A 19,434-nucleotide genomic window follows, 5' to 3' on the forward strand; every position below is an offset into this window, starting at 1 on the left:
GTGCGTGCGGGGTTGTTCTCGGTGAGGCCACAGCCCGGAGCCGCCACGCCATCGGGTGATGCGGCTCAGCCAGGGGAGTGACAGCGGCTGCCGCGGGCTGCTGCCGGGCGGGCCGGTGTTCCAGGATTCGATGCCTCCGCCGTCTCCGGCGGAATGTGCATCGACCGGGGTCCGTGCCGTGCGAGCGGCGCGACCAAGGCTGTTCGAGGAGTCCCATCCCATGCGTTCACGCATCATCGCTGTCATGGCCGCCACGGTTGCCGCCACCGCGGCACTTGCGCAACCCGCCCACGCCGCCCCGCTCGTCGACGGGGTGTACCGGTTCGCGGCTCTCCAGGACGGCAAGTGCCTGATCTGGCCCAAACCGAACGGAAACAGGGGCATGGTGTCGCTGGGCGACTGCACGGAGAACGCGAACACCTCGGCGAACTGGCAGGTACGGCAACGCCCCAACGGAACGATGGAAGTCTCCACGCCGGGCTCGAACCCCCGCACCTGCCTGAGCCTGGCCACGGATTACCGGGTGATGGCCAACGACTGTGCCGGCAAGTACGCCGAGTGGACCGTCTCCTACGGCTCCGCCGGACCCGGCAGCGTGGTGTGGGCCGACATCGAGCACACCCCCAGCGACCAGTCCAACTCATGGGGCAAGCTGGTGGACGACCCCGGCGTAAACGGTCACATCGTGGTGAGGCGGGCCCCCATCGAGCCGCACTACTGGGCATTGCAGCAGGTCGGCTAGGAGTGCACCTCGCACCCGCACCACCCCGCGCTCCCGGGACGCGATTCCCCGGGGGGCGCGGGGTGCGCCGGCTGCGTCATGACCCGCAGACGCGCCAAAGTGTCGGATCGCGCTGGGTGCGGCCACTCGGCTAGCCCGCAGATTCACCCGCGTGCGGGCTCAGGGACCCCGCGCCGACCAGGATGAACAGGACGATGCCCAGGATGATCCGGTAGATCACGAACGGCATGAAGCTCTTGGTCGTGATGAACTTCATGAACCAGGCGATGACCACGTACCCCACACCGAACGCGATGAAGGTCGCGAAGATCGTCGGGCCCCACGACACATGGCCCTCACCCGCGTCCTTCAGCTCGAAGACGCCGGAGGCGAGCACCGCCGGAATGGCAAGCAGGAACGAGTAACGTGCCGCCGCCTCACGGGTGTAGCCCATCAGCAGACCACCGCTGATGGTCGCGCCCGACCGGGAGACGCCCGGGATCAGCGCCATCGCCTGGCAGAAGCCGAAGATCAGCCCGTCCTTGACGCCGAGCTCCTTGAGCGACTTGCGCTCCTTGATGGCACGGTGCTTGCCGCCGTTCTCGTCGCGTGCGGCAAGGCGGTCGGCGATGCCGAGGACGATGCCCATCACGATCAGCGTGGTGGCGATCAGGCGCAGATCGCGGAACGGGCCCTCGATCTGGTCCTTGAACGTCACCCCGAGCACGCCGATGGGAATCGAGCCGACGATGACCAGCCAGCCCATCTGCGCGTCGTGGTCGCCTCGCATCGAACGGTCCGTCAGCGACTTGAACCACGCCGAGACGATGCGGACGATGTCCTTGCGGAAGTAGATGAGGACTGCGGCCTCCGTGCCGATCTGGGTGATCGCGGTGAACGCCGCGCCAGGATCGTGCCAGCCGGCGAACGCCGCGGTGAGCCGCAGATGCGCGCTGGAGGAGATCGGCAGGAACTCGGTCAGTCCTTGAACGAGGCCGAGGACGAACGATTCGAACCAGCTCATGGGGCTTGGGCCATCCCGGAGTGATCATGCATCGGCCGACGGCGTGGCGCCGTCGGCTGCGTGCGGATTGCGGTCGTGCGATGACAGGGCCGCGCCGGGCCCGGAGATCGTCTGTCGGTCGCGGGCAGCGTATCGCCCCCGGATGAACAGAGTTACGACAACCCCCGTGCGGCCCGTCGCATCACTCCGCGCCCAGCCGGTGACGCCGGCGCCAGGCGACCACGGCTCCGGCGGCGCCCGTCAGCACGATGAAGCCCATCGCGGCCAGGAAGGCGGGCGAGGTCGGCGAGGAGGCCGAGCTCCCCGCCACGACGTACGCGGCTGTGTTCGGGATCGACCCGAGGCCGGTCGCGACGAGGAACGGCGGATACCCCATGCGCGAGACGGCCGCGCAGTAGTTGGCGGCGGCGAACGGCACCCCGGGGAACAGCCTCAGCGCCAGCATCGAGCGGAATCCGTGCCTGCTCAGCTGGCCGTCCGCCGCCCGCATCCAGCGCCCGCGCAGCAGCGTACGCAGCGCATCCTGCCCCAGCACCCGGCCGAGCATGAACGAGATGCCCGCGCCCAGCACCGTGCCCGCCAGCGCAGCCGCCAGCCCCGCCTGCGACCCGAACAGCGCACCGGCGGCGAGATTGAGCAGCGGTCTCGGCACGAAGGCCACCGTGCAGACCCCGTACGCGAGGCCGAAGAGCACGACCGCGGCGGCCCCGCCGCTCAGCTCGGCCGGCCAGCCGGAGGCCAGCAGCCGCTGGGGTTCCAGGAGCAGCATCGTCGTCGCGGCGGCCAGCAGCACCGCGACGAGCAGGGAGAACCGGGACCAGGGCGACAGCAGCACCCGCGTGCAGCGCACGGCGAGGCCACCGGCGGGCCGGGTGGCGGGGACGGGGTCGAGCATGCGGGGAGAGTAACCGACACCCATGTGTGATCGCCGTAATGTGACCGTGATGAGCCATGGAGCCGAACCGGACAGGGAGACCGCCGAACCGGGACCCGGCCTGCCCCGCAGCGTGCTCGCCGACACGGTGCTGGACCGGCTGACCGTGCTGTACCCCACGGCCGCCGACCCCGTGCGCGCCCGCTCGGCCGCCGCGTACATGAAGCACGTCGCGCCGTTCCTCGGCATTCCCACACCCCGCCGCCGGGCGCTGTCCCGTACGGTCCTCGAAGGCACCGCACGCCCCGAGGAGACGGACTGCGTGGCGATCGCGGTGCGCTGCTGGGCGCTGCCCGAGCGCGAGTACCACTACTTCGCCGCCGACTACCTGCGCCGCCACGTCGCACGCTGCTCGTCCGGATTCGTGCCGGTACTGCGCCACCTGGTCACCACCGTTTCCTGGTGGGACACCGTCGACCTGCTGGCAGCCCATGTCGCAGGACCGCTGGTGGCCGCCGACCCGGAGCTCCGGCGGACCATGGACGCGTGGATCGAGGACGACGACCTCTGGATCGTCCGCACCGCACTGCTGCACCAGCTCCGCTTCAAGGAAGCCACCGACACGCAGCGGCTCTTCGCCTACTGCCTGCGCCGCGCGGACCACCCCGACTTCTTCATCCGCAAGGCGATCGGCTGGTGCCTGCGCGAGCACTCCAAGACGGACCCGCAGGCCGTACGCGACTTCGTCGACGGCGCCCGGGACCGGCTGGCGCCGCTGTCCGTACGAGAGGCCACCAAGCACCTCCGATGAGGTACGGGGGCTGCCCAGCCCCCGTACCGCCCAGCCCCCGTACCGCCCAGAGAAATTCGCTCGACGAGCCCGCAGGCGTCGGACATGATCGAGCCATGTTCCGGTACGCCTTCCTCGCAGCGCAGTCCGCAGTCGCGGACACGCCGAAGGCTGCCGTGAGCCCCCTCGCAGCAGTTGTCGCAGCAGCGTTCACCGCTGCCGCAGCGCCCATCGGCGGCGCCCGAAGCTGACCCTCCTCCGACTGTCCGGCGGACCCCGCAAGGGGAGGGTCGGCCGGGCCCCGGGGTCTTCGTTCCTCAGCTTCGCACCCAAGGAATTCACCATGCCCAAGACGGCATACGTGCGCACCAAGCCACACCTCAACATCGGCACCATGGGCCACGTCGACCACGGCAAGACCACCCTGACCGCCGCCATCACCAAGGTCCTCAGCGACCGCGGCACCGGCACGTTCGTCCCCTTCGACCGCATCGACCGGGCTCCCGAGGAGGCGCAGCGCGGCATCACCATCAACATCGCGCACGTCGAGTACGAGACCGGCACCCGCCACTACGCGCACGTCGACATGCCAGGACACGCCGACTACATCAAGAACATGGTGACCGGCGCCGCCCAGCTCGACGGGGCGATCCTCGTCGTCTCCGCGCTGGACGGGATCATGCCGCAGACCGCGGAGCACGTGCTGCTCGCCCGTCAGGTGGGTGTCGACCACATCGTGGTCGCCCTCAACAAGGCGGACGCGGGTGACCCCGAGCTGACCGACCTGGTCGAGCTGGAGGTACGTGAGCTGCTGAGCTCCCACGGCTACGGCGGCGACACCGTGCCCGTCGTGCGGGTGTCGGGTCTGCGGGCGCTGGAGGGCGACCCACGCTGGACCGCGGCGGTGGAGGCGTTGCTCGACGCCGTCGACACATACGTACCGATGCCGGTGCGCTACACCGACGCGCCGTTCCTGCTGTCGGTAGAGAACGTCCTGACCATCACCGGCCGGGGCACGGTCGTCACCGGTGCCGTGGAGCGCGGCACCGTGCGCGTCGGCGACCGGGTGTCGGTGCTCGGCGCGGACATCGAGACGGTCGTCACCGGTCTGGAGACCTTCGGCAAACCGATGGAGTCCGCCGAGGCCGGCGACAACGTCGCGCTGCTCCTGCGCGGGGTGGAGCGCGACCGGGTACGCCGCGGACACGTCGTCGCGGCGCCGGGCAGCGTCACCCCGAGCCGGCGTTTCACCGCGCAGGTGTACGTCCTGTCGGGGCGCGAGGGCGGCCGCACCACTCCGGTCGCCACCGGCTACCGGCCGCAGTTCTACATCCGCACCGCCGACGTCGTCGGCGACGTGGACCTCGGTGCGGCGGCGGTCGCGCGGCCCGGCGAGACGGTCACCATGACCGTGGAGCTGGGCCGGGACGTACCGCTGGAGTCCGGCCTCGGTTTCGCCATCCGTGAGGGCGGCCGCACCGTCGGCGCGGGCACCGTGACCGGACTGCTCTGAGGCGTACGGCGGTTCCCGGGTCCGCCTCCCGTACCCACGGGAGGCGGACCCTTCGCCGTGGTCGGGAACAGCTGATCCCACGCCGCACAATAGGGGCGTGAACGAGTCGATACCCGTCGTCCGCGATGTGGACCACGGCACCGCCAGACTGCTCCCCGACGTGGACCAGGAGCGGGCCTGGCTGCTCACGGTCGACGGCTCACCCCAGTCGTACGTCGATCTGGACGCGCCGGAGCACCTCGAATTCGAGTACGCACGAAGGCTGGCCCACGTCGTGGACTGCGCGGCCGGAGCGGGCGCACCGCTGGACGTCCTGCACCTCGGCGGCGGCGCCCTCATGCTGCCCCGGTACGTCGCCGCGACCCGGCCGGGCTCCAGGCAGCAGGTCGCCGAGGCGGACCGCGGGCTCCTGGACCTCGTCACGGAACACCTGCCACTGCCGGACGGCAGTGGGATCACCGTGCGTGCCGAGGACGCCCGCAAGCAGCTGGAGGAGACCGCAGCCGGCTCGCTGGACGTGGTGATCGCGGATGTCTTCGGCGGCTCGCGGGTGCCCGCTCACCTCACCTCCGTGCCCTATGCGCAGGCTGCCGTACGGGCTCTGCGCGCGGACGGCGTCTACGCGGCCAACCTGGCGGACGGGGCGCCCTTCGGCTTCCTGCGCTCGCAACTGGCCACCTTCGCGACCGTATTCGGGGAGTTGGCACTGATCGCCGAGCCCGCCGTGCTGCGCGGGAGGCGCTTCGGCAACGTGGTCCTCGTCGCCTCGCGGGCTCCCATCGACACGGCCGCCCTGATCCGTCGCTGCGCGGCCGACGCGTTCCCTGCCCGGGTCGAGTACGGCGACGCGGTGGCCGCGTTCATCAAGGGTGCCCGACCCGTCGGCGATGACGAGGCGGTCGCCTCACCCGAGCCGCCCGACGGCGCCTTCAGCATCGGCTGACACGGGCGGAACCTTGGACAGCACCTCGGTGGACGCGGTCCTGCGGGTCAGATTCCGTACGTCCGGCACGAACAGCACCGCTCCGGTGACCAGGACGACCAGACCCGCGCAGCCCCACAGCGCCTGACTGCGTCCGACCAGCGACTCCACCGGGCCGGCGAGCGCCGTGGCGAGGGGCACCATGGCCACCGAGCCGAACCAGTCGTACGCCGAGACCCGTGAGAGCTTCTCCTCCGGGATCTCCTGGTGCATCGCCGTCATCCAGGAGACGCCGAACACCTCGATGGCCGCCCCGCTGACGAACATCACCGCGCAGAGTCCCGTCACCGGCAGTGGGATGGCGAGCCCCGCCGAAGGCAGGGCCAGCGGGAAGACGCAGAGCGTCCCGGCGAGCAGCAGCCGCCGAGGCTTCCAGCGCACCATCAGCAGACCCCCGGCCACGGTGCCGACGCCGAACGCGGCGAGCGCGAAACCCCAGGGGCGGGCGCCGCCGAGCTCGTCCCGGGCGACGAGCGGCCCGTACACCGCCTCCGCGGCCCCGACCGCCGCGACGACCACGGAGAACTGGGCCACGACGGCCCAGAGCCAGGGACGGCCGATGAACTCCTGCCAGCCGTCCCGCAGATCGGCGAGAAGACCGCCGCCGGGTTCCCGCGACGGGATGTGACTCACGTCGAGGAAGGCGCGCAGCGCCCCGGCCACCGCGAAGGCGACGGCGTCGACGGCCAGCACCCACCCCGGGTCCATGGCCGCGATCATGGCGCCGCCGAGCGCCGCGCCGCCGATGGCCGCACCCTGCATCGACATCCTGAACAGGGCGAAGGCGCGGCTCGCCTGTTCGCCGCTGACGCTGGACATCAGCATGCCCTCGGCCGCCGGGTTGAAGAAGGCCTGCCCGGTGCCGCACAGAGCGGTCAGCAGCATCATCTGCCACAGCTGGGGGTCACCGGCCAGGACCAGCCAGGCGAAGACGCCCTGCGAGACGAAGTTGAGCGCGTTGGCCGCGACCATGACGCGGTGGCGCGGCAGGCGGTCCGCTATCGCTCCGCCGATCAGCAGGAAGAGCACCAGCGGCGCGGTCCTGGCCGCGGCCACCAGGCCGACGTCCCCGCCGTCCCCGCCGGACTGCAGAACCGCGAACGCCGCCGCGATCAGCGCGCCATGGGTGCCAAGGCCCGTGATGATCGCGGCGGCGGTCAGCAGCCGGTAGTTGCGGCCCGCCGGGGTGGGGCGGTCCGAGCGGGATGCGGGGTCGGCTGCGTCAGTCACTCAGGGACTATCGCGGCAGTGACCCCGTTGTGCCAAATGCATTCCGGCCGAGGTCAGGACTTGGTGATCTCCACCAGCCGCACCGTGCTCAGGATCTTCTGGATCGTCGCGTCCGGCAGCTCGCCCTCGACGCCGGCCGCGGCGTACAGCACCCAGGAGGAGAACGCACCGCTGCTGTTCTTGAAGGTGAAGGCGATGGTCTTGCCGTCGCTGTCGCACTTCGTCTTCTTGGTGACGTTCGGGGCGGTGGCGGTGACCACGCTGCCCGTCAGTCCCGACTTGGTGGTGTACTGCTTGGCCTTGCTGATCTTGATGGTCTTCTTCGGCATGTGCTGCGCGTACGCGCCCCACGCCCAGGTGCCCGCCTCGTTCCGGGCGTTCAGAGCGGCGTCCGTGGCGCCCTCCGCACCGCGGGTGCCGGTGCCGGCCAGGCTGTAGTTCTCCTTGGTGCCGTCCTTGTCCTCGTCGTCGACGCACCACTTCTTCTTGTAGTCCGCCGGCGCGGAGAAGCCGATGAGCGGCGGCTTGCTCTCCTTCGACTCGTCCTCGAAGTACGAGAAAATGCCGGGGGCCGCCACCTCCCAGTCGCCGGGCACGTCGAACTGGGTGCCCCACTTGGGGTTGGTCACGACCTTCCAGCCCGCGATGAGCGGCTTGGCGTCCCCGTCGGCGCCGCGCGGGTTCGCCTCGGGCGAGGACGCGGATTCGGAGGGCTTGGCGGGCGCGGACGACTTCTTGTCGTCGGCGACGTTCTTGCCGTCCTTGTCATCGTCCTTGTTCAGCACGACGACGCCGGTGACCGCTGCGGCCACCACGACCGCGGTGGCCGCGACGATGGCGACGACGGTCGTCTTCTTCTTGTCGTTGCCGGGCTGGGGCCCGCCGGGCGGACCGGGCACCGCGTACTGCGGGACGGTCGGCTGCTGGTAGGGATTGGGCTGCTGGTATCCCGGCTGGCCCTGCTGCGGGTACCCGGGCTGCTGCCCGGGCTGGCCCTGCTGCGGGTAGCCGTACCCGGGCTGCTGCTCGGGACCGGGCTGCTGGTACCCCGGCTGCTGATAGGGGTTCGGCTGCTGGTACCCCGGCTGCTGGTACGGGTTCTGGTTCTGGTCCTGCGGGTTTTGCTCGCCCCCGGGCGGCTGCTGTCCTGGCCACATGGCGAGTAACGATAGAGGTGCGGCGCCCGGGCGGCTACGGCCGCCCCCGTGAGCGGACGGTGAAGGATGCGGCCGGGGCGCAGGTGCGTGGCCGCGGAGCCATGGCCAAACCTCTCTACTCATGAGTAACATCAGGCTCATGAGCGCTGAACAGATGACCGCCGGCGAGATGGTCGCCGCGTCGGTTCCGATGGTCCGGACCCTCAACCTCGAATTCCTGGAGTCCACCGCCGAACGCGCGGTGGTCCGCATGCCGGACCAGGCCGACTACCACAACCACCTCGGCGGACCGCACGCCGGCGCGATGTTCACGCTGGCGGAGTCGGCGAGCGGCGCCATCGTCATGGCCGCGTTCGGCGACCAGCTGACGCGGGCCGTGCCGCTCGCGGTGAACGCCCGGATCGACTACAAGAAGCTGGCGATGGGCGAGGTCACCGCGACCGCCACACTCGGCCGCCCGGTGGCCGACGTCGTCGCCGAGCTCGACGCGGGCAAGCGCCCCGAGTTCCCGGTGGACATCCGGATCCAGCGCGCCGACGGCGGTGTGACCGGTGAGATGACGGTGCTCTGGACGCTGCGGCCGAACGCCTGATTCCGGCCTGCGCCCCCACGGGCCGCCACGCACCCGGGAGGGAGCGGGCGGCCCTTCGCGCTGTCCGGGCCGACGGGGCGACCGGTAGGCTTCCCGCCGTGCGCCGAGGAGTTGTCCGGCGGGCGATGAGGACATCACTACGGAGGAACCGGCGTTGCACATCCAGGAGTGGCTGGAGACCGTCCCCGCGATCAGCGTGTACGTCCTGGTGGGCGTCGTGATCGGACTGGAGAGCCTGGGCATCCCGCTGCCCGGCGAGATCGTCCTGATCAGCGCGGCGCTGCTGGCCGCCGGACACGACGGGATCAACCCGTGGGTCCTGGGCGCCTGCGCCACGGCCGGGGCGGTGATCGGCGACTCGATCGGCTACGCCATCGGCCGCAAGGGCGGACGGCCGCTGCTCGCCTGGCTCGGCGGGAAGTTCCCCCGGCACTTCGGCGAGGGCCAGATCGCCATGGCGGAGCGCTCGTTCCAGAAATGGGGCATGTGGGCCGTTTTCTTCGGCCGCTTCGTCGCGCTGCTGCGGATCTTCGCCGGACCGCTCGCGGGCGTCCTGCACATGCCGTACTGGAAGTTCCTGATCGCCAACGTGCTCGGCGGGATCGCCTGGGCGGGCGGCACCACGGCAGTCATCTACTCCGTGGGTGTCGTCGCCGAGGAGTGGCTCAAGCGGTTCTCGTACCTGGGGCTGGCGATCGCGGTCCTGATCGGGCTGGCCTCGATGCTGATCATCAAGAACCGGGCCAAGAAGGCGGCCGCGCACTCCACCGCCGAGGCCGTACCGGAAGCGGGTTCCGTGCCGGTCGCCGACTGACGGGCCGGGACCGGCCGGGGCCTTCGCGCTCAGCCCTCGTGCGCCTGCCGGTGGGCCTTGGCCAGCTCCACGTAACCGACCGCGTTGAACTTGATGCCTTCCAGCTCCTCCTCGGTCAGCTGCCGCTTGACCTTGGCGGGCACGCCCGCGACCAGCGAGCCCGGGGGGACGCGCATCCCCTGCGGGACGAGGGCCTGGGCGGCGATCAGCGAACCGGCACCGATGTGGGCGCCGTTGAGCACGGTGGCACCCATGCCGACCAGGACGTCGTCCTCGATGGTGCAGCCGTGCAGCACGGCGTTGTGCCCGACCGAGACACGCTCGCCGACCGTGACGGGGAAGCCGGGGTCGACGTGGACGCTGCAGTTGTCCTGGATGTTCGATGCGGCGCCGATGACGATCGGGCCGCAGTCCGCCCGCAGCACCGCGTGGTACCAGAGGCTGGAACCCGCGGCCATCGTGATCTCACCGATCGCGACCGACGTCGGTGCGGTGAAGGCATCCGCGTGGATGACCGGCTCCTTGCCGCCCATGGCCGTGATCAACGCCTGCTCTGCCATCGCGCGTCCTTCCCTGCTCCGGTGCTGTGGGGCGCGATCGTCCGATCGTCGCCGGACGGCCCCGCCCGGGAAACGGTAAGCGACGGGTGCGCCGCTCAGTGGTGCGGTGGGGTGAAGATCACAGGCCGGCGCGGCGGCCGCCCGCGGGCCTGCCGATACCGTGTGCGAGTGCCGAAGAACAGAAACACGTTCTCCTCCCTGACCGCCTGGCGGCGGCGCGCCCTGTCCGGGGCCGTCCACCGCTGCTGGCGCTGGGTGCAGCAGACGGGCGCGGTCACGGCATCACACCCCGGCGGGCTGCGGTTCGGCCGGATCGGCGAGGGTACCCGGCTGGCCTTCCCGCAGGGAACGGTGTTCGGGGAGCGGTGGATCGAGCTGGGAGACCACTGCGTCATCGGCGAGCAGGTCACCCTCACGGCGGGGCTCATGCCCGATCTGGATCTCGGATCCGATCCCATCCTGACGCTCGGCGACGGCGTGGTGCTGGGCCGCGGGAGCCATGTGGTCGCCGACACCACGGTGACCATCGGCTCGGACACGTACTGCGGACCGTACGTCTACATCACCTCGACCAACCACAGCTACGACGACCCGCAGGAGCCGGTCGGCAAGCAGTGGCCACGGATGGAGCCGGTGGCCATCGGCCCCGGCTGCTGGATCGGCACCGGCGCGGTGATCCTGCCGGGCGCCAGGCTGGGCCGCAACGTCGTGGTGGCCGCCGGTGCGGTGGTGCGCGGCGAGGTGCCCGACCACGCGGTGGTGGCCGGGGCCCCGGCCCGTGTCGTACGGAGCTGGGACGCCGAGAAGGGGTGGCAGCCGCCCCTGCGGACGCCGGCCCCGGTACCGATTCCCGCAGGTGTGACCCCGGAACAGCTCCTGGCCGTGGCGGAGCTCGACGAGAGCTGAGGGACCGGGGCGGAGCGCGAGGTCATGAGGGGGCCTCGCAGTACAGTGCGATGAATGGTGGGGTACACCACACCGTAGTGCGATATTTTCGACCCCTTCATCCAGAATATTGGACGGAAAGTGACTGATCTCGACCAGCTGACCCAGTCCCTCGCGCGAAACCTCAAGCGCTGGCGCGGCGAGCGGAGCTTCACCCTGGACGCACTTGCCGCCCGGGCCGGGGTCAGTCGCGGAATGATCATCCAGATCGAACAGGCCCGCACCAACCCCAGCGTCGGCACCACGGTCAAGCTCGCCGACGCCCTGGGGATCAGCATCACCACGCTGCTCGACTACGAACAGGGTGCACCGGTCCGCCTGGTCCCCGAGAGCCAGGCCGTCCGCATGTGGTCCACGGAGGCGGGCAGTTTCAACGCCCTGCTGGTCGGTACGGAGGCCAGGGGCCCGCTGGAGCTCTGGTCCTGGCAGCTGATGCCCGGCGACGGCAGCGCGTCCGACCCGCACCCCCAAGGAACCGTGGAACTTCTCCACGTCACCGCGGGCACCCTCACCCTCGTCGTCGACGACACCGTGTACTCCGTGCCCGCCGGCGCCTCCGCCACCTTCGAGGCGCACCACGCGCACGCCTACCGCAACGAAGGTTCCGAGCCCGTCGGCGTCACCATGGCCGTATCCATCCCGCCCGCCAGATGAGACGTCCAACCGGGAAGGCATGAGGGGTTGTTAGCGTGGCGCGCATGCGCGCCCCCATCGGCTCCTTCGAGGATGCCCACCCCGCTGCCGACCGTCTCGGACTTCTCACCGCCCCGGTGGCGCGAGCGGTACGGGAGGGCTGGGGCGGCGTTCCTGCCGAACAGATCATTTACGTCGACACGGACCCGGAGATCGCCGACACGGCGGCCTTCGTCGAGCACCACGGGGCCGATCTGCTGAGCCGCTCGGCCAACTGCGTCGTGGTGGCGGGCAAGCGGGGCGGCGAGGTCACCCTGGCCGCCTGCCTGGTCCTGTCCCACTCCCGGGTCGACGTGAACGGCGCCGTCCGCAAGCACCTCGGCGCCCGCAAGGCCTCGTTCGCCCCGATGGAAAAGGCGGTCGGCGAGACCGGGATGGAGTACGGCGGCATCACGCCCGTCGGACTCCCGGACGGCTGGCCCCTGTTGATCGACTCCGCCGTGGTGGACGAGGAGTGGGTCCTCATCGGCAGCGGCTCCCGCCGAGGCAAGCTGATCATGCCGGGCAAGGCGCTGGCGGCCCTGCCGGGCGCCGTTGTGGTCGAAGGACTGGGGATCACCGGCTGAGACCGCCGACCGCCGACCGCCGCCGGGTCACGGCGGCGGAACGTCAGGTGGCCGGGGTGCACGGTTCGCTTGCGACGGCACCGCGGCGATGCGACGGCAGCCATCGCACGGCGAACGCGACCGCTGCCGGGAACCGGAACAGGCGGCCCGTGGCGGAGCCCACCGCAGCGGTACGGACCGCCGTGCCGTGGTCCGATCGTTCGAAGTCCGCGCCCAGCGCCGTGAAGTCGCTGTCGTCCAGCGCCACGTCCTCGTACTCCCACCACCGGCGGCGGCCTCCGTCCCGCACCACGCACCGGTAGGTGCGGCGGGGTGGGGACGGGACGCGGTACTCGGCGAGGTGGAAAGCCGTGCAGGAGCCGAAGCCGGTCCCGAGCAGCAGAATCCCGGCCCGCAGTTCGTGCAGACGGGCCAGCGGGGAGTCCTCGCCCAGGTGGCAGTCGGGGTGATGGTCCGCCACCACGTGGCCGGCCAGCGGGCCGAGTGCGGCGAAGGAGGTCTGCGGGTGCGCGCTGCGGGCGGCGCCGTGGGTCCGGCGCACCGCCTCCGAGAGCCGGCCCATCGACGGGGCCGCCGTGGTGGCCGGATCGAACGCGGGCATCGCCGCCCGAACGGCTTCCCGCTCCTGCTCGCCGAGGCCACGGACCCGGGCGTGGTACAGCGCGGAGGTGTCGGAGTTCTCCGGGGTGAAAGCCGGCACCACCAGCGTGCCCTCGGGGCCCAGCGCATCCCGCAGCGCGGCCGCGACCGCATCCGCGCCGCCGTCCACCGCTCCCACCGCGCGCAGCGACGCGTGCACCATCAGCACGCTGCCGCGCTCGACACCGAGCGAGGCCAGCTCTCCGGCCAGGCGGGCCCTGCTGTGCGGAACGGTCGGCACCCTCGGGATGCGGGCAGTACTCACAGCACGTCATTGTCCCGGTCCGGAGCGGCGTGTGACACCCCGCACATGCGAGCGGGGCCCACCGCGCCTCAGCGGTTCAGCGCGGGAATTTCGATGGCGGGGCAGCGGTCCATGACCATGTCGAGCCCGGCCGCCCTCGTGCGCTCGTACGCCTTCTCGTCGATCACCCCGAGCTGGAACCAGACCGCCGAGGCACCGATCGCCACCGCCTCGTCCGCCACCGCACCGGCCAGCTCACTGTTGACGAAGACGTCCACCACGTCGACCGGGAAGGGGATGTCCGCAAGCGAGGCGTAGCCCTCCTCGCCGTGCACCCGTTCCGCCTTGGGATGGACGGGTACCACCCGCTTGCCGAAGCGCTGGAGCACCTCGGCCACGCCGTAGGCCGCGCGCGAGCGGTTGCCGGACAGCCCCACCACCGCCCAGGTGTCGCCGGTCTCCTCGAGAATCCTGCGGATCGTCTCCGTGTCTGCGTACATGATCCGCACAACGGACGGCCGCTCCGGACCATTCCCGCGGCTGCGCATAGGCTGGCCGGATGCAGGAGCAGTACCGGACAGTCGCCCGCGCGGGCGTGCACGAGACCGAGATCAACCGATCACGCTTCCTCTGCGCGCTCGCCCCCGCCGCCACCGAACAGGACGCCCAGGACTTCGTCGCACGCGTCCGCCGGGAACACCCGACCGCCACCCACAACTGCTTCGCGTACGTGATCGGCGCCGACGCCTCCGTACAGAAGGCCAGTGACGACGGCGAGCCGGGGGGTACCGCCGGCGTCCCCATGCTGCAGATGCTCACCCGCCGCGAGATGCGGTACGTCGTCGCCGTCGTGACCCGCTACTACGGCGGGGTGAAACTCGGCGCAGGCGGACTGATCCGGGCCTACGGGGGTGTGGTCGGCGAGGCCCTCGACGCCATCGGCACGCTCACCCGGCAGCGGTTCCGGATCGCGACGGTCACGGTGGGACATCAGCGCGCCGGCCGGCTGGAGAACGAACTGCGGGCCACCGGACGCACCGTGCGCGAAGTCCGTTACGCGGAGGCCGTGACCATCGAGATCGGCCTGCCGGACGCCGAGGTCGAGGAGTTCCGGCGCTGGCTGGCCGACGCCACGGCGGGCGAGGCGGAGCTGGAGCTGGGCGCGGAGGCGTACGGGGACGCCTGAGCGGACGGACCCGGCGAGCTGCCCGTGGCCGTCTTCCCGGCTGTTGCCCCGGCGGCGTATCGGGTGGTGGGAGACTGTGGTGCGTGGGGGAACAGGGGCGGGGGGCGCACGAGTGGCGGGCCCCGGTGCCGGGGCCCTGAACGGGCGCGCTGCACGGCCGGACAGGACCCGGGGGACGAGGAAGCGAAACATGCAGGTCGGAGCCGGCTCTTGAGGATTTTGCACACATCGGACTGGCACCTGGGCCGGTCGTTCCACCGTGTCTCGCTGCACGAGGCGCAGGCCGCCTACCTCGACCACCTGGTGGCCACCGTGCAGGAGCACGAGGTCGACGTCGTGCTCGTGGCAGGTGACGTGTACGACAGAGCAGTGCCGCCGCTCTCCGCTGTGGAGCTCTTCGACGACGCGCTGCACCGGCTCGCCGCCGCCGGGGTGCCCACCGTGATGATCTCCGGGAACCACGACTCGGCCCGGCGGCTCGGTGTCGGCGCGGGACTCATGGGGCGGGCCGGCATCCATCTGCGGACCGACCCCGCCGACTGCGCCACCCCAGTCGTGATTCCGGACACACACGGCGACGTGGCGTTCTACGGCCTCCCCTATCTCGAACCCGCCCTCGTCAAGGACGTGTTCAAGGCGGAGCGGGCCGGGCACGAGGCCGTGCTGACGGCCGCCATGGACCGGGTCCGCGCCGATCTCGCCGAGCGGCCGGACGCCACCCGGTCCGTGGTCCTCGCCCATGCCTTCGTCGCGGGCGGCGAGCCGAGCGACAGCGAACGCGACATCACCGTCGGCGGAGTGGCGGCCGTCCCCGCCGGAGTCTTCGACGGGGTCGACTACGTGGCACTCGGGCACCTGCACGGCTGCCAGACCGTCGCCGAGCGCGTCCGGTACTCCGGCTCCCCGCTCGCGTACTCCTTCTCGGAGACCGCCCACCGCAAGACGATGTGGCTGATCGACCTCGACGCCACAGGCGCGATCGCCGCCGAGCGGATCGACTGCCCGGTGCCCCGACCGCTCGCCCGGCTCCGGGGCCGGCTCGACGCCCTCCTCGACGACCCGGCCCTCGACCGGCACGAACACTGCTGGGTCGAGGCCACCCTCACCGACCCGGTCCGGCCGGCCGAGCCGATGGCCCGTCTCGTCGAGCGCTTCCCGCACACGCTCAGCCTCGTCCTCGAACCGGACCGGGCACCCGACGACCCGCACACCTCCTACGCCCAGCGGCTGCGGGGACGCGACGACCAGAGCATCGCGGAGGACTTCGTGGCCCATGTCCGCGGCGGATACGGCATCGACGAACACGAGCGGACCGTACTGCGCAGCGCCTTCGACCACGTACGGGTCGACGACGGCGTACGCGAGGTGAACCGATGAGGCTCCACCGGCTCGGCATCACCGCCTTCGGCCCCTTCGGCACCACTCAGGAGATCGACTTCGACGCGCTCTCGGCGGGCGGGCTCTTTCTGCTGCACGGACCGACCGGCGCCGGCAAGACCTCGGTCCTCGACGCCGTCTGCTACGCCCTGTACGGGGCCGTGCCCGGCGCCCGGCAGAGCCCCGGCACCTCGCTGCGCAGCGACCACGCCGCCGCGGACCTGCCGACCGAGGTCCGGCTCGAACTCACCGTTGCCGGGCGCCGTCTGGAGATCACCCGGCGCCCGGCCCAGCCCCGGCCCAAGAAGCGGGGCGGCGGCCACACCGTCGAGAAGGCGCAGAGCGGGCTGCGCGTGTACGACACCGAGCAGGGCTGGCAGGCGCTGAGCCGTTCGCACCAGGAGATCGGTGAGGAGATCACGCAGCTCATCGGGATGAGCCGGGAACAGTTCTGCCAGGTGGTGCTCCTGCCGCAGGGCGACTTCGCCCGTTTCCTGCGGGCCGACGCGGAAGCCCGCGGCAAGCTGCTCGGCCGGCTCTTCGACACCCGCCGCTTCGCTGCCGTCGAGGAGCGCCTCGCCGACCTGCGCCGGGCCGCCGAGAACCAGGTCAGGGCCGGGGACGAACAGACCCTCGCCCTCGCCCAGCGGATCGCCCAGGCCGCAGGGCCTGCCGGGCGCGAATGCCCGCTGCCGGACGTCCAGCCGGGCGAACCGGGGCTCGCGGACGCCGTACTGGCATGGGCCGCGACGGCCCGCAGCAGCGCCCGGGAGCGGCTCGACATCGCCGCCGAGGTGCTGTCCGCGGCCGAGAGCCGCCATGCGGCAGCCAGGTTCGCTCTGGACGCCGAACGGGAACTGGCCGCGCTTCAGCAGCGGTACGCGGAGACGCGGCGCCGCGCCGCCGCGTCGGAGGCGGGCCGGCCCGGACACGACGACGCCCGGGAACGGCTGAGCCGCGCCCGCAAGGCGGACCGCGTCGCCCCGGCACTGGAACTGCGCGACGAAGCGGAGCGGGCGTACCGGCGCGCGAGCGCGGCCCGGGACCGCTCGCGGTCCCGGCTGCCGGGCAGCCTGGCCGACGCGGGCGCCGAGCAGCTGGCAGCCCTGGAACGCAGACTGCGCGAGGAGCTCGGCGGCCTTGACGCCGCGCGCCGTGCCGAGCGGCGCAGCGCGGAGATCGACAGCGAACGCACCGCGCTGGAACGGCAGGCGCGGGCCGATGACGAACTGATCCGCGACGCCGAGGGCTGGCTGACCGGCTGGGAGGCCACCCGCAGCGGACTGCACGCCCGTATCGAAGCGGCGCAGGAGGCCGCGACCCGTGCCGAACTGCTGGCCGGGCGGCTGGATCCGGCCCGGCGACGGCTGGAAGCGGCCCGCCGCAGGGATGAGCTGGCGGACGAGTCGTCCTGCGCCGAGGACCGGCTCGCCCGTGCCCGCGAGCGCGCCCTGGGCACCCGCGAGCACTGGCTCGACCTGCGCGAGCGACGGCTGCGCGACATCGCGGCCGAACTCGCGCGGGAACTCGTCGAGGGTGAGGCCTGCACGGTCTGCGGTTCCGCCGACCACCCGCGGCCGGCCCGCGCCGGGGAGGGGCACGTCGACCAGGCGACGGAGGACGCCGCGGAGGGCGCCCACCGGCGTGCCGAGCAGGCGCGCACCGAGGCGGAGCACGCGCTCGGAGCCGTACGCGAACGCTATGCGGCAGCGCGTGCGGAGGCAGTGGAGGGCGCGGAAGCGGCCGTCACCGACAGCGCGGCGGCCGATCCGACGGCCGACGCACTGGCCGCGCTCGTGGACACGCTGACCCGTGAGCACGCGCAGGCATACCGGACCGCCGCCGGGATGCACGCCGCACGCGAGGCGCTCGCAGCAGCCGAGCGGGAACAGGCGCAGCGGGCCGAGGACCGGCAGCACGCCGAACGCCGGGCCGCGGCCCGCACCTCCCGGCGCGAGGGCCTCGACGGTGAACAGGCCGCGCTGGAAGAGGTGCTGGCGCAGGCACGCGGCGAGTCGGGCAGCGTCACCGAACACGCGGCACTGTTGCAGAACAGGGTCGCTCTGCTCGTCGAGGCGGCCACGACGGTGCGCGAGGAGGAGAGCGCGGCAGCGCGGCTCAAGGATGCCGACGACCGGCTCGCCGACGCCGCGTTCCGGGCGGGCTTCGACACACCGCAAGCCGCGGCGGACACCCTGCTCGCCGACGCCGGACAGCGTGCGCTTCAGCACCGTATTGACGCCTGGCAGGCCGAGGCGGCCGCGGTGGCCGACCGGCTGGCCGAGACCGACGCCCGTGCGGCCGCCGACCGGGCCCCGGCCGTACCGGAGGTCGCGCAGCCGGCCTACGACGCGGCCGAGCGCCTGCTGCGGGACGCGTCGGCAGCCCTCGCGTCGGCACGGGAGCGCTGCGCCGAACTCGGCCGGCTCTCCCGCCGCGCGGCCGACGAGGTGCGCGGCCTGGGGCCGGTGCGCGAGGAGTTCGAACGGGTCGCCCGGCTCGCCGGGCTCACCGCGGGCACGTCCGCGGACAACGAGCGCAAGATGCGGCTGGAGTCGTACGTGCTCGCGGCCCGTCTCGAACAGGTGGCGGAGGCCGCCACCGCCCGGCTACGGCGGATGTCGTCGGGCCGCTACCAGCTGGTCCACTCCGACGCCCGTACGGGAGGCCGCCGGGCCGGCCTCGGACTGCACGTCATCGACGCCTGGACGGGGCGCGAACGCGACACGGCCACACTCTCCGGCGGCGAGACGTTCTTCGCCTCGCTCGCCCTGGCACTGGGCCTCGCCGACGTGGTCACCGACGAGGCGGGCGGCGTGCGGCTGGACACCCTGTTCATCGACGAGGGTTTCGGCAGCCTCGACGAGCAGACCCTGGACGAGGTGCTCGACGTGCTGGACTCCCTGCGTGAGCGGGACCGCAGCGTCGGCATCGTCAGTCATGTCGGCGATCTGCGCCGGCGTATTCCCGCCCAGCTCGAAGTGGTGAAGGAACGGCACGGATCGGCCGTGCGGCACCGGACCGCGGACGGGATCAGCGACTGACCGCCCGCCTCGGCAGCGGCGAGGAGTAGACGACACTGGTGGTGACGGATCCGAGGGCGCCGATCTTTCCGGTGACGGCCTCCAGATGCCGCATGGAGTGGGCTGTCACCTTCAGTACGAAGCAGTCGTCGCCGGTGACGTGGTGGGCCTCCACGATCTCCGGCGTCGTGTCGAGAAGGTCGTGGAACGGCTTGTAGTTGCCGTTCGGATACCGCAGCCGTACGAAGGCGAGAACCGGCAGACCGAGGCGTTCCGGGTCGACCACCGCCGCGTAACCGCTGATGATTCCGGCCTCCTCCAGCCGGCGCACCCGCTCCGTCACGGCGCTCGACGACATCGCGACGGCCCGCGCGAGCTCGGCGAACGTCGCACGGCCGTCGCGTTGAAGGACGTCGAGAATGCGCCAGTCGGTGTCGTCCGGGGAATAGTCGGTCATGGGAAGAGGAAACAGGGAATTCCCCGGCGGAACAAGAGGTGTGCCGG

General features: G+C 71.8%; 20 protein-coding genes. 12 read left to right on the forward strand and 8 right to left on the reverse strand.

Going from position 1 to position 19,434, the window contains the following annotated elements; all coding sequences use genetic code 11:
• Positions 1-220: 220 nt before the first annotated feature.
• Entirely contained in the window at positions 221-742 is a 522-nt protein-coding gene (locus OG912_RS31360; protein ID WP_327712252.1) for a hypothetical protein, read from the forward strand.
• A 130-nt stretch (positions 743-872) separates the two neighbouring features.
• On the opposite strand, the gene OG912_RS31365 is transcribed toward OG912_RS31360, so the two are convergent.
• Together OG912_RS31365 and OG912_RS31370 are read right to left on the reverse strand one after the other, a co-directional pair.
• Entirely contained in the window at positions 873-1,745 is an 873-nt protein-coding gene (locus OG912_RS31365) for an undecaprenyl-diphosphate phosphatase (protein ID WP_327712253.1), read from the reverse strand.
• A gap of 181 nt (positions 1,746-1,926) precedes the next feature.
• Positions 1,927-2,640: a TVP38/TMEM64 family protein gene (locus OG912_RS31370; RefSeq protein WP_327712254.1), complete on the reverse strand. Its 714-nt coding sequence runs from the start codon at positions 2,638-2,640 to the stop codon at positions 1,927-1,929.
• Between the two features lie 49 nt (positions 2,641-2,689).
• Here OG912_RS31370 and OG912_RS31375 point away from each other — a divergent pair, with 49 nt between their 5' ends.
• The 3 genes from OG912_RS31375 (at position 2,690) to OG912_RS31385 (ending at position 5,865) form a co-directional block, all read left to right on the forward strand.
• Complete coding sequence (locus OG912_RS31375) at positions 2,690-3,430, forward strand: DNA alkylation repair protein (protein WP_327712255.1); 741 nt, start codon at positions 2,690-2,692, stop codon at positions 3,428-3,430.
• Positions 3,431-3,752: 322 nt separating this feature from the next.
• Complete coding sequence (tuf, locus tag OG912_RS31380; RefSeq protein ID WP_326734864.1) at positions 3,753-4,922, forward strand: elongation factor Tu; 1,170 nt, start codon at positions 3,753-3,755, stop codon at positions 4,920-4,922.
• A 97-nt stretch (positions 4,923-5,019) separates the two neighbouring features.
• Positions 5,020-5,865 (forward strand): spermidine synthase, encoded by an 846-nt coding sequence (locus OG912_RS31385; protein WP_327712256.1) that lies wholly within the window; start codon positions 5,020-5,022, stop codon positions 5,863-5,865.
• Here OG912_RS31385 and OG912_RS31390 read toward each other — a convergent pair.
• The gene (locus OG912_RS31390; RefSeq protein ID WP_327712257.1) at positions 5,827-7,134 is read right to left on the reverse strand and encodes an MFS transporter; all 1,308 of its coding nucleotides are present in this window, start codon (positions 7,132-7,134) and stop codon (positions 5,827-5,829) included. The two genes, OG912_RS31385 and OG912_RS31390, sit on opposite strands and share 39 nt — an antisense overlap.
• A 53-nt stretch (positions 7,135-7,187) precedes the next feature.
• Entirely contained in the window at positions 7,188-8,291 is a 1,104-nt protein-coding gene (locus OG912_RS31395) for a hypothetical protein (protein WP_327712258.1), read from the reverse strand.
• A 154-nt stretch (positions 8,292-8,445) separates the two neighbouring features.
• On the opposite strand from OG912_RS31395, the gene OG912_RS31400 reads away from it, so the two are divergent.
• The gene (locus OG912_RS31400; protein WP_326740514.1) at positions 8,446-8,883 is read left to right on the forward strand and encodes a DUF4442 domain-containing protein; all 438 of its coding nucleotides are present in this window, start codon (positions 8,446-8,448) and stop codon (positions 8,881-8,883) included.
• Positions 8,884-9,037: 154 nt separating this feature from the next.
• Positions 9,038-9,697: a DedA family protein gene (locus OG912_RS31405; protein WP_327712259.1), complete on the forward strand. Its 660-nt coding sequence runs from the start codon at positions 9,038-9,040 to the stop codon at positions 9,695-9,697.
• A 29-nt stretch (positions 9,698-9,726) separates the two neighbouring features.
• Here OG912_RS31405 and OG912_RS31410 read toward each other — a convergent pair whose 3' ends face one another.
• On the reverse strand, positions 9,727-10,257 hold the full coding sequence (locus tag OG912_RS31410) for a gamma carbonic anhydrase family protein (protein ID WP_327712260.1): 531 nt from the start codon (positions 10,255-10,257) through the stop codon (positions 9,727-9,729).
• A 168-nt stretch (positions 10,258-10,425) separates the two neighbouring features.
• Between OG912_RS31410 and OG912_RS31415 the strand changes: the two genes are divergently transcribed.
• From OG912_RS31415 to OG912_RS31425, 3 genes are all read left to right on the forward strand, one after another.
• A complete protein-coding gene (locus OG912_RS31415) occupies positions 10,426-11,163 on the forward strand; it encodes an acyltransferase (protein WP_327712261.1) in 738 nt (245 codons plus the stop codon).
• 120 nt (positions 11,164-11,283) lie between these two features.
• Positions 11,284-11,856: a helix-turn-helix domain-containing protein gene (locus OG912_RS31420; RefSeq protein WP_327712262.1), complete on the forward strand. Its 573-nt coding sequence runs from the start codon at positions 11,284-11,286 to the stop codon at positions 11,854-11,856.
• Positions 11,857-11,900: 44 nt separating this feature from the next.
• Complete coding sequence (locus OG912_RS31425) at positions 11,901-12,461, forward strand: YbaK/EbsC family protein (RefSeq protein WP_327712263.1); 561 nt, start codon at positions 11,901-11,903, stop codon at positions 12,459-12,461.
• A 43-nt stretch (positions 12,462-12,504) separates the two neighbouring features.
• Here OG912_RS31425 and OG912_RS31430 read toward each other — a convergent pair whose 3' ends face one another.
• Entirely contained in the window at positions 12,505-13,365 is an 861-nt protein-coding gene (locus OG912_RS31430; RefSeq protein ID WP_443061036.1) for an aminoglycoside N(3)-acetyltransferase, read from the reverse strand.
• Positions 13,366-13,433: 68 nt separating this feature from the next.
• Positions 13,434-13,844: a CoA-binding protein gene (locus tag OG912_RS31435; RefSeq protein ID WP_327712264.1), complete on the reverse strand. Its 411-nt coding sequence runs from the start codon at positions 13,842-13,844 to the stop codon at positions 13,434-13,436.
• A 59-nt stretch (positions 13,845-13,903) separates the two neighbouring features.
• On the opposite strand from OG912_RS31435, the gene OG912_RS31440 reads away from it, so the two are divergent.
• The 3 genes from OG912_RS31440 to OG912_RS31450 all read left to right on the forward strand — a co-directional run bounded on the left by OG912_RS31440 (position 13,904) and on the right by OG912_RS31450 (position 18,951).
• Positions 13,904-14,530, forward strand: coding sequence for a YigZ family protein (locus tag OG912_RS31440; protein WP_327712265.1), 627 nt, complete (start codon positions 13,904-13,906; stop codon positions 14,528-14,530).
• A 210-nt stretch (positions 14,531-14,740) separates the two neighbouring features.
• Complete coding sequence (locus OG912_RS31445; RefSeq protein WP_327712266.1) at positions 14,741-15,907, forward strand: exonuclease SbcCD subunit D; 1,167 nt, start codon at positions 14,741-14,743, stop codon at positions 15,905-15,907.
• Positions 15,904-18,951, forward strand: a complete 3,048-nt coding sequence (locus OG912_RS31450) for an SMC family ATPase (protein ID WP_327712267.1) — start codon at positions 15,904-15,906, stop codon at positions 18,949-18,951. Before OG912_RS31445 ends, OG912_RS31450 begins: the two co-directional genes overlap by 4 nt.
• Here the strand turns inward: OG912_RS31450 and OG912_RS31455 are convergent.
• Positions 18,941-19,387: an Lrp/AsnC family transcriptional regulator gene (locus tag OG912_RS31455; RefSeq protein WP_327712268.1), complete on the reverse strand. Its 447-nt coding sequence runs from the start codon at positions 19,385-19,387 to the stop codon at positions 18,941-18,943. The genes OG912_RS31450 and OG912_RS31455 overlap by 11 nt on opposite strands.
• Positions 19,388-19,434 lie beyond the last annotated feature (47 nt).

Origin of the sequence: Streptomyces sp. NBC_00464, from assembly GCF_036013915.1 — a bacterium.
Taxonomy (GTDB): domain Bacteria; phylum Actinomycetota; class Actinomycetes; order Streptomycetales; family Streptomycetaceae; genus Streptomyces.

Excerpts from the sequence above, each read along its gene's own strand:
- OG912_RS31360 (WP_327712252.1), top strand. The coding sequence starts at position 221 with ATGCGTTCACGCATCATCGCTGTCATGGCCGCCACGGTTGCCGCCACC.
- OG912_RS31365 (WP_327712253.1), bottom strand. The coding sequence starts at position 1,745 with ATGAGCTGGTTCGAATCGTTCGTCCTCGGCCTCGTTCAAGGACTGACC.
- OG912_RS31370 (WP_327712254.1), bottom strand. The coding sequence starts at position 2,640 with ATGCTCGACCCCGTCCCCGCCACCCGGCCCGCCGGTGGCCTCGCCGTG.
- OG912_RS31375 (WP_327712255.1), top strand. The coding sequence starts at position 2,690 with ATGAGCCATGGAGCCGAACCGGACAGGGAGACCGCCGAACCGGGACCC.
- tuf (WP_326734864.1), top strand. The coding sequence starts at position 3,753 with ATGCCCAAGACGGCATACGTGCGCACCAAGCCACACCTCAACATCGGC.
- OG912_RS31395 (WP_327712258.1), bottom strand. The coding sequence starts at position 8,291 with ATGTGGCCAGGACAGCAGCCGCCCGGGGGCGAGCAAAACCCGCAGGAC.
- OG912_RS31400 (WP_326740514.1), top strand. The coding sequence starts at position 8,446 with ATGACCGCCGGCGAGATGGTCGCCGCGTCGGTTCCGATGGTCCGGACC.
- OG912_RS31410 (WP_327712260.1), bottom strand. The coding sequence starts at position 10,257 with ATGGCAGAGCAGGCGTTGATCACGGCCATGGGCGGCAAGGAGCCGGTC.
- OG912_RS31425 (WP_327712263.1), top strand. The coding sequence starts at position 11,901 with ATGCGCGCCCCCATCGGCTCCTTCGAGGATGCCCACCCCGCTGCCGAC.
- OG912_RS31435 (WP_327712264.1), bottom strand. The coding sequence starts at position 13,844 with ATGTACGCAGACACGGAGACGATCCGCAGGATTCTCGAGGAGACCGGC.
- OG912_RS31440 (WP_327712265.1), top strand. The coding sequence starts at position 13,904 with ATGCAGGAGCAGTACCGGACAGTCGCCCGCGCGGGCGTGCACGAGACC.
- OG912_RS31450 (WP_327712267.1), top strand. The coding sequence starts at position 15,904 with ATGAGGCTCCACCGGCTCGGCATCACCGCCTTCGGCCCCTTCGGCACC.
- OG912_RS31455 (WP_327712268.1), bottom strand. The coding sequence starts at position 19,387 with ATGACCGACTATTCCCCGGACGACACCGACTGGCGCATTCTCGACGTC.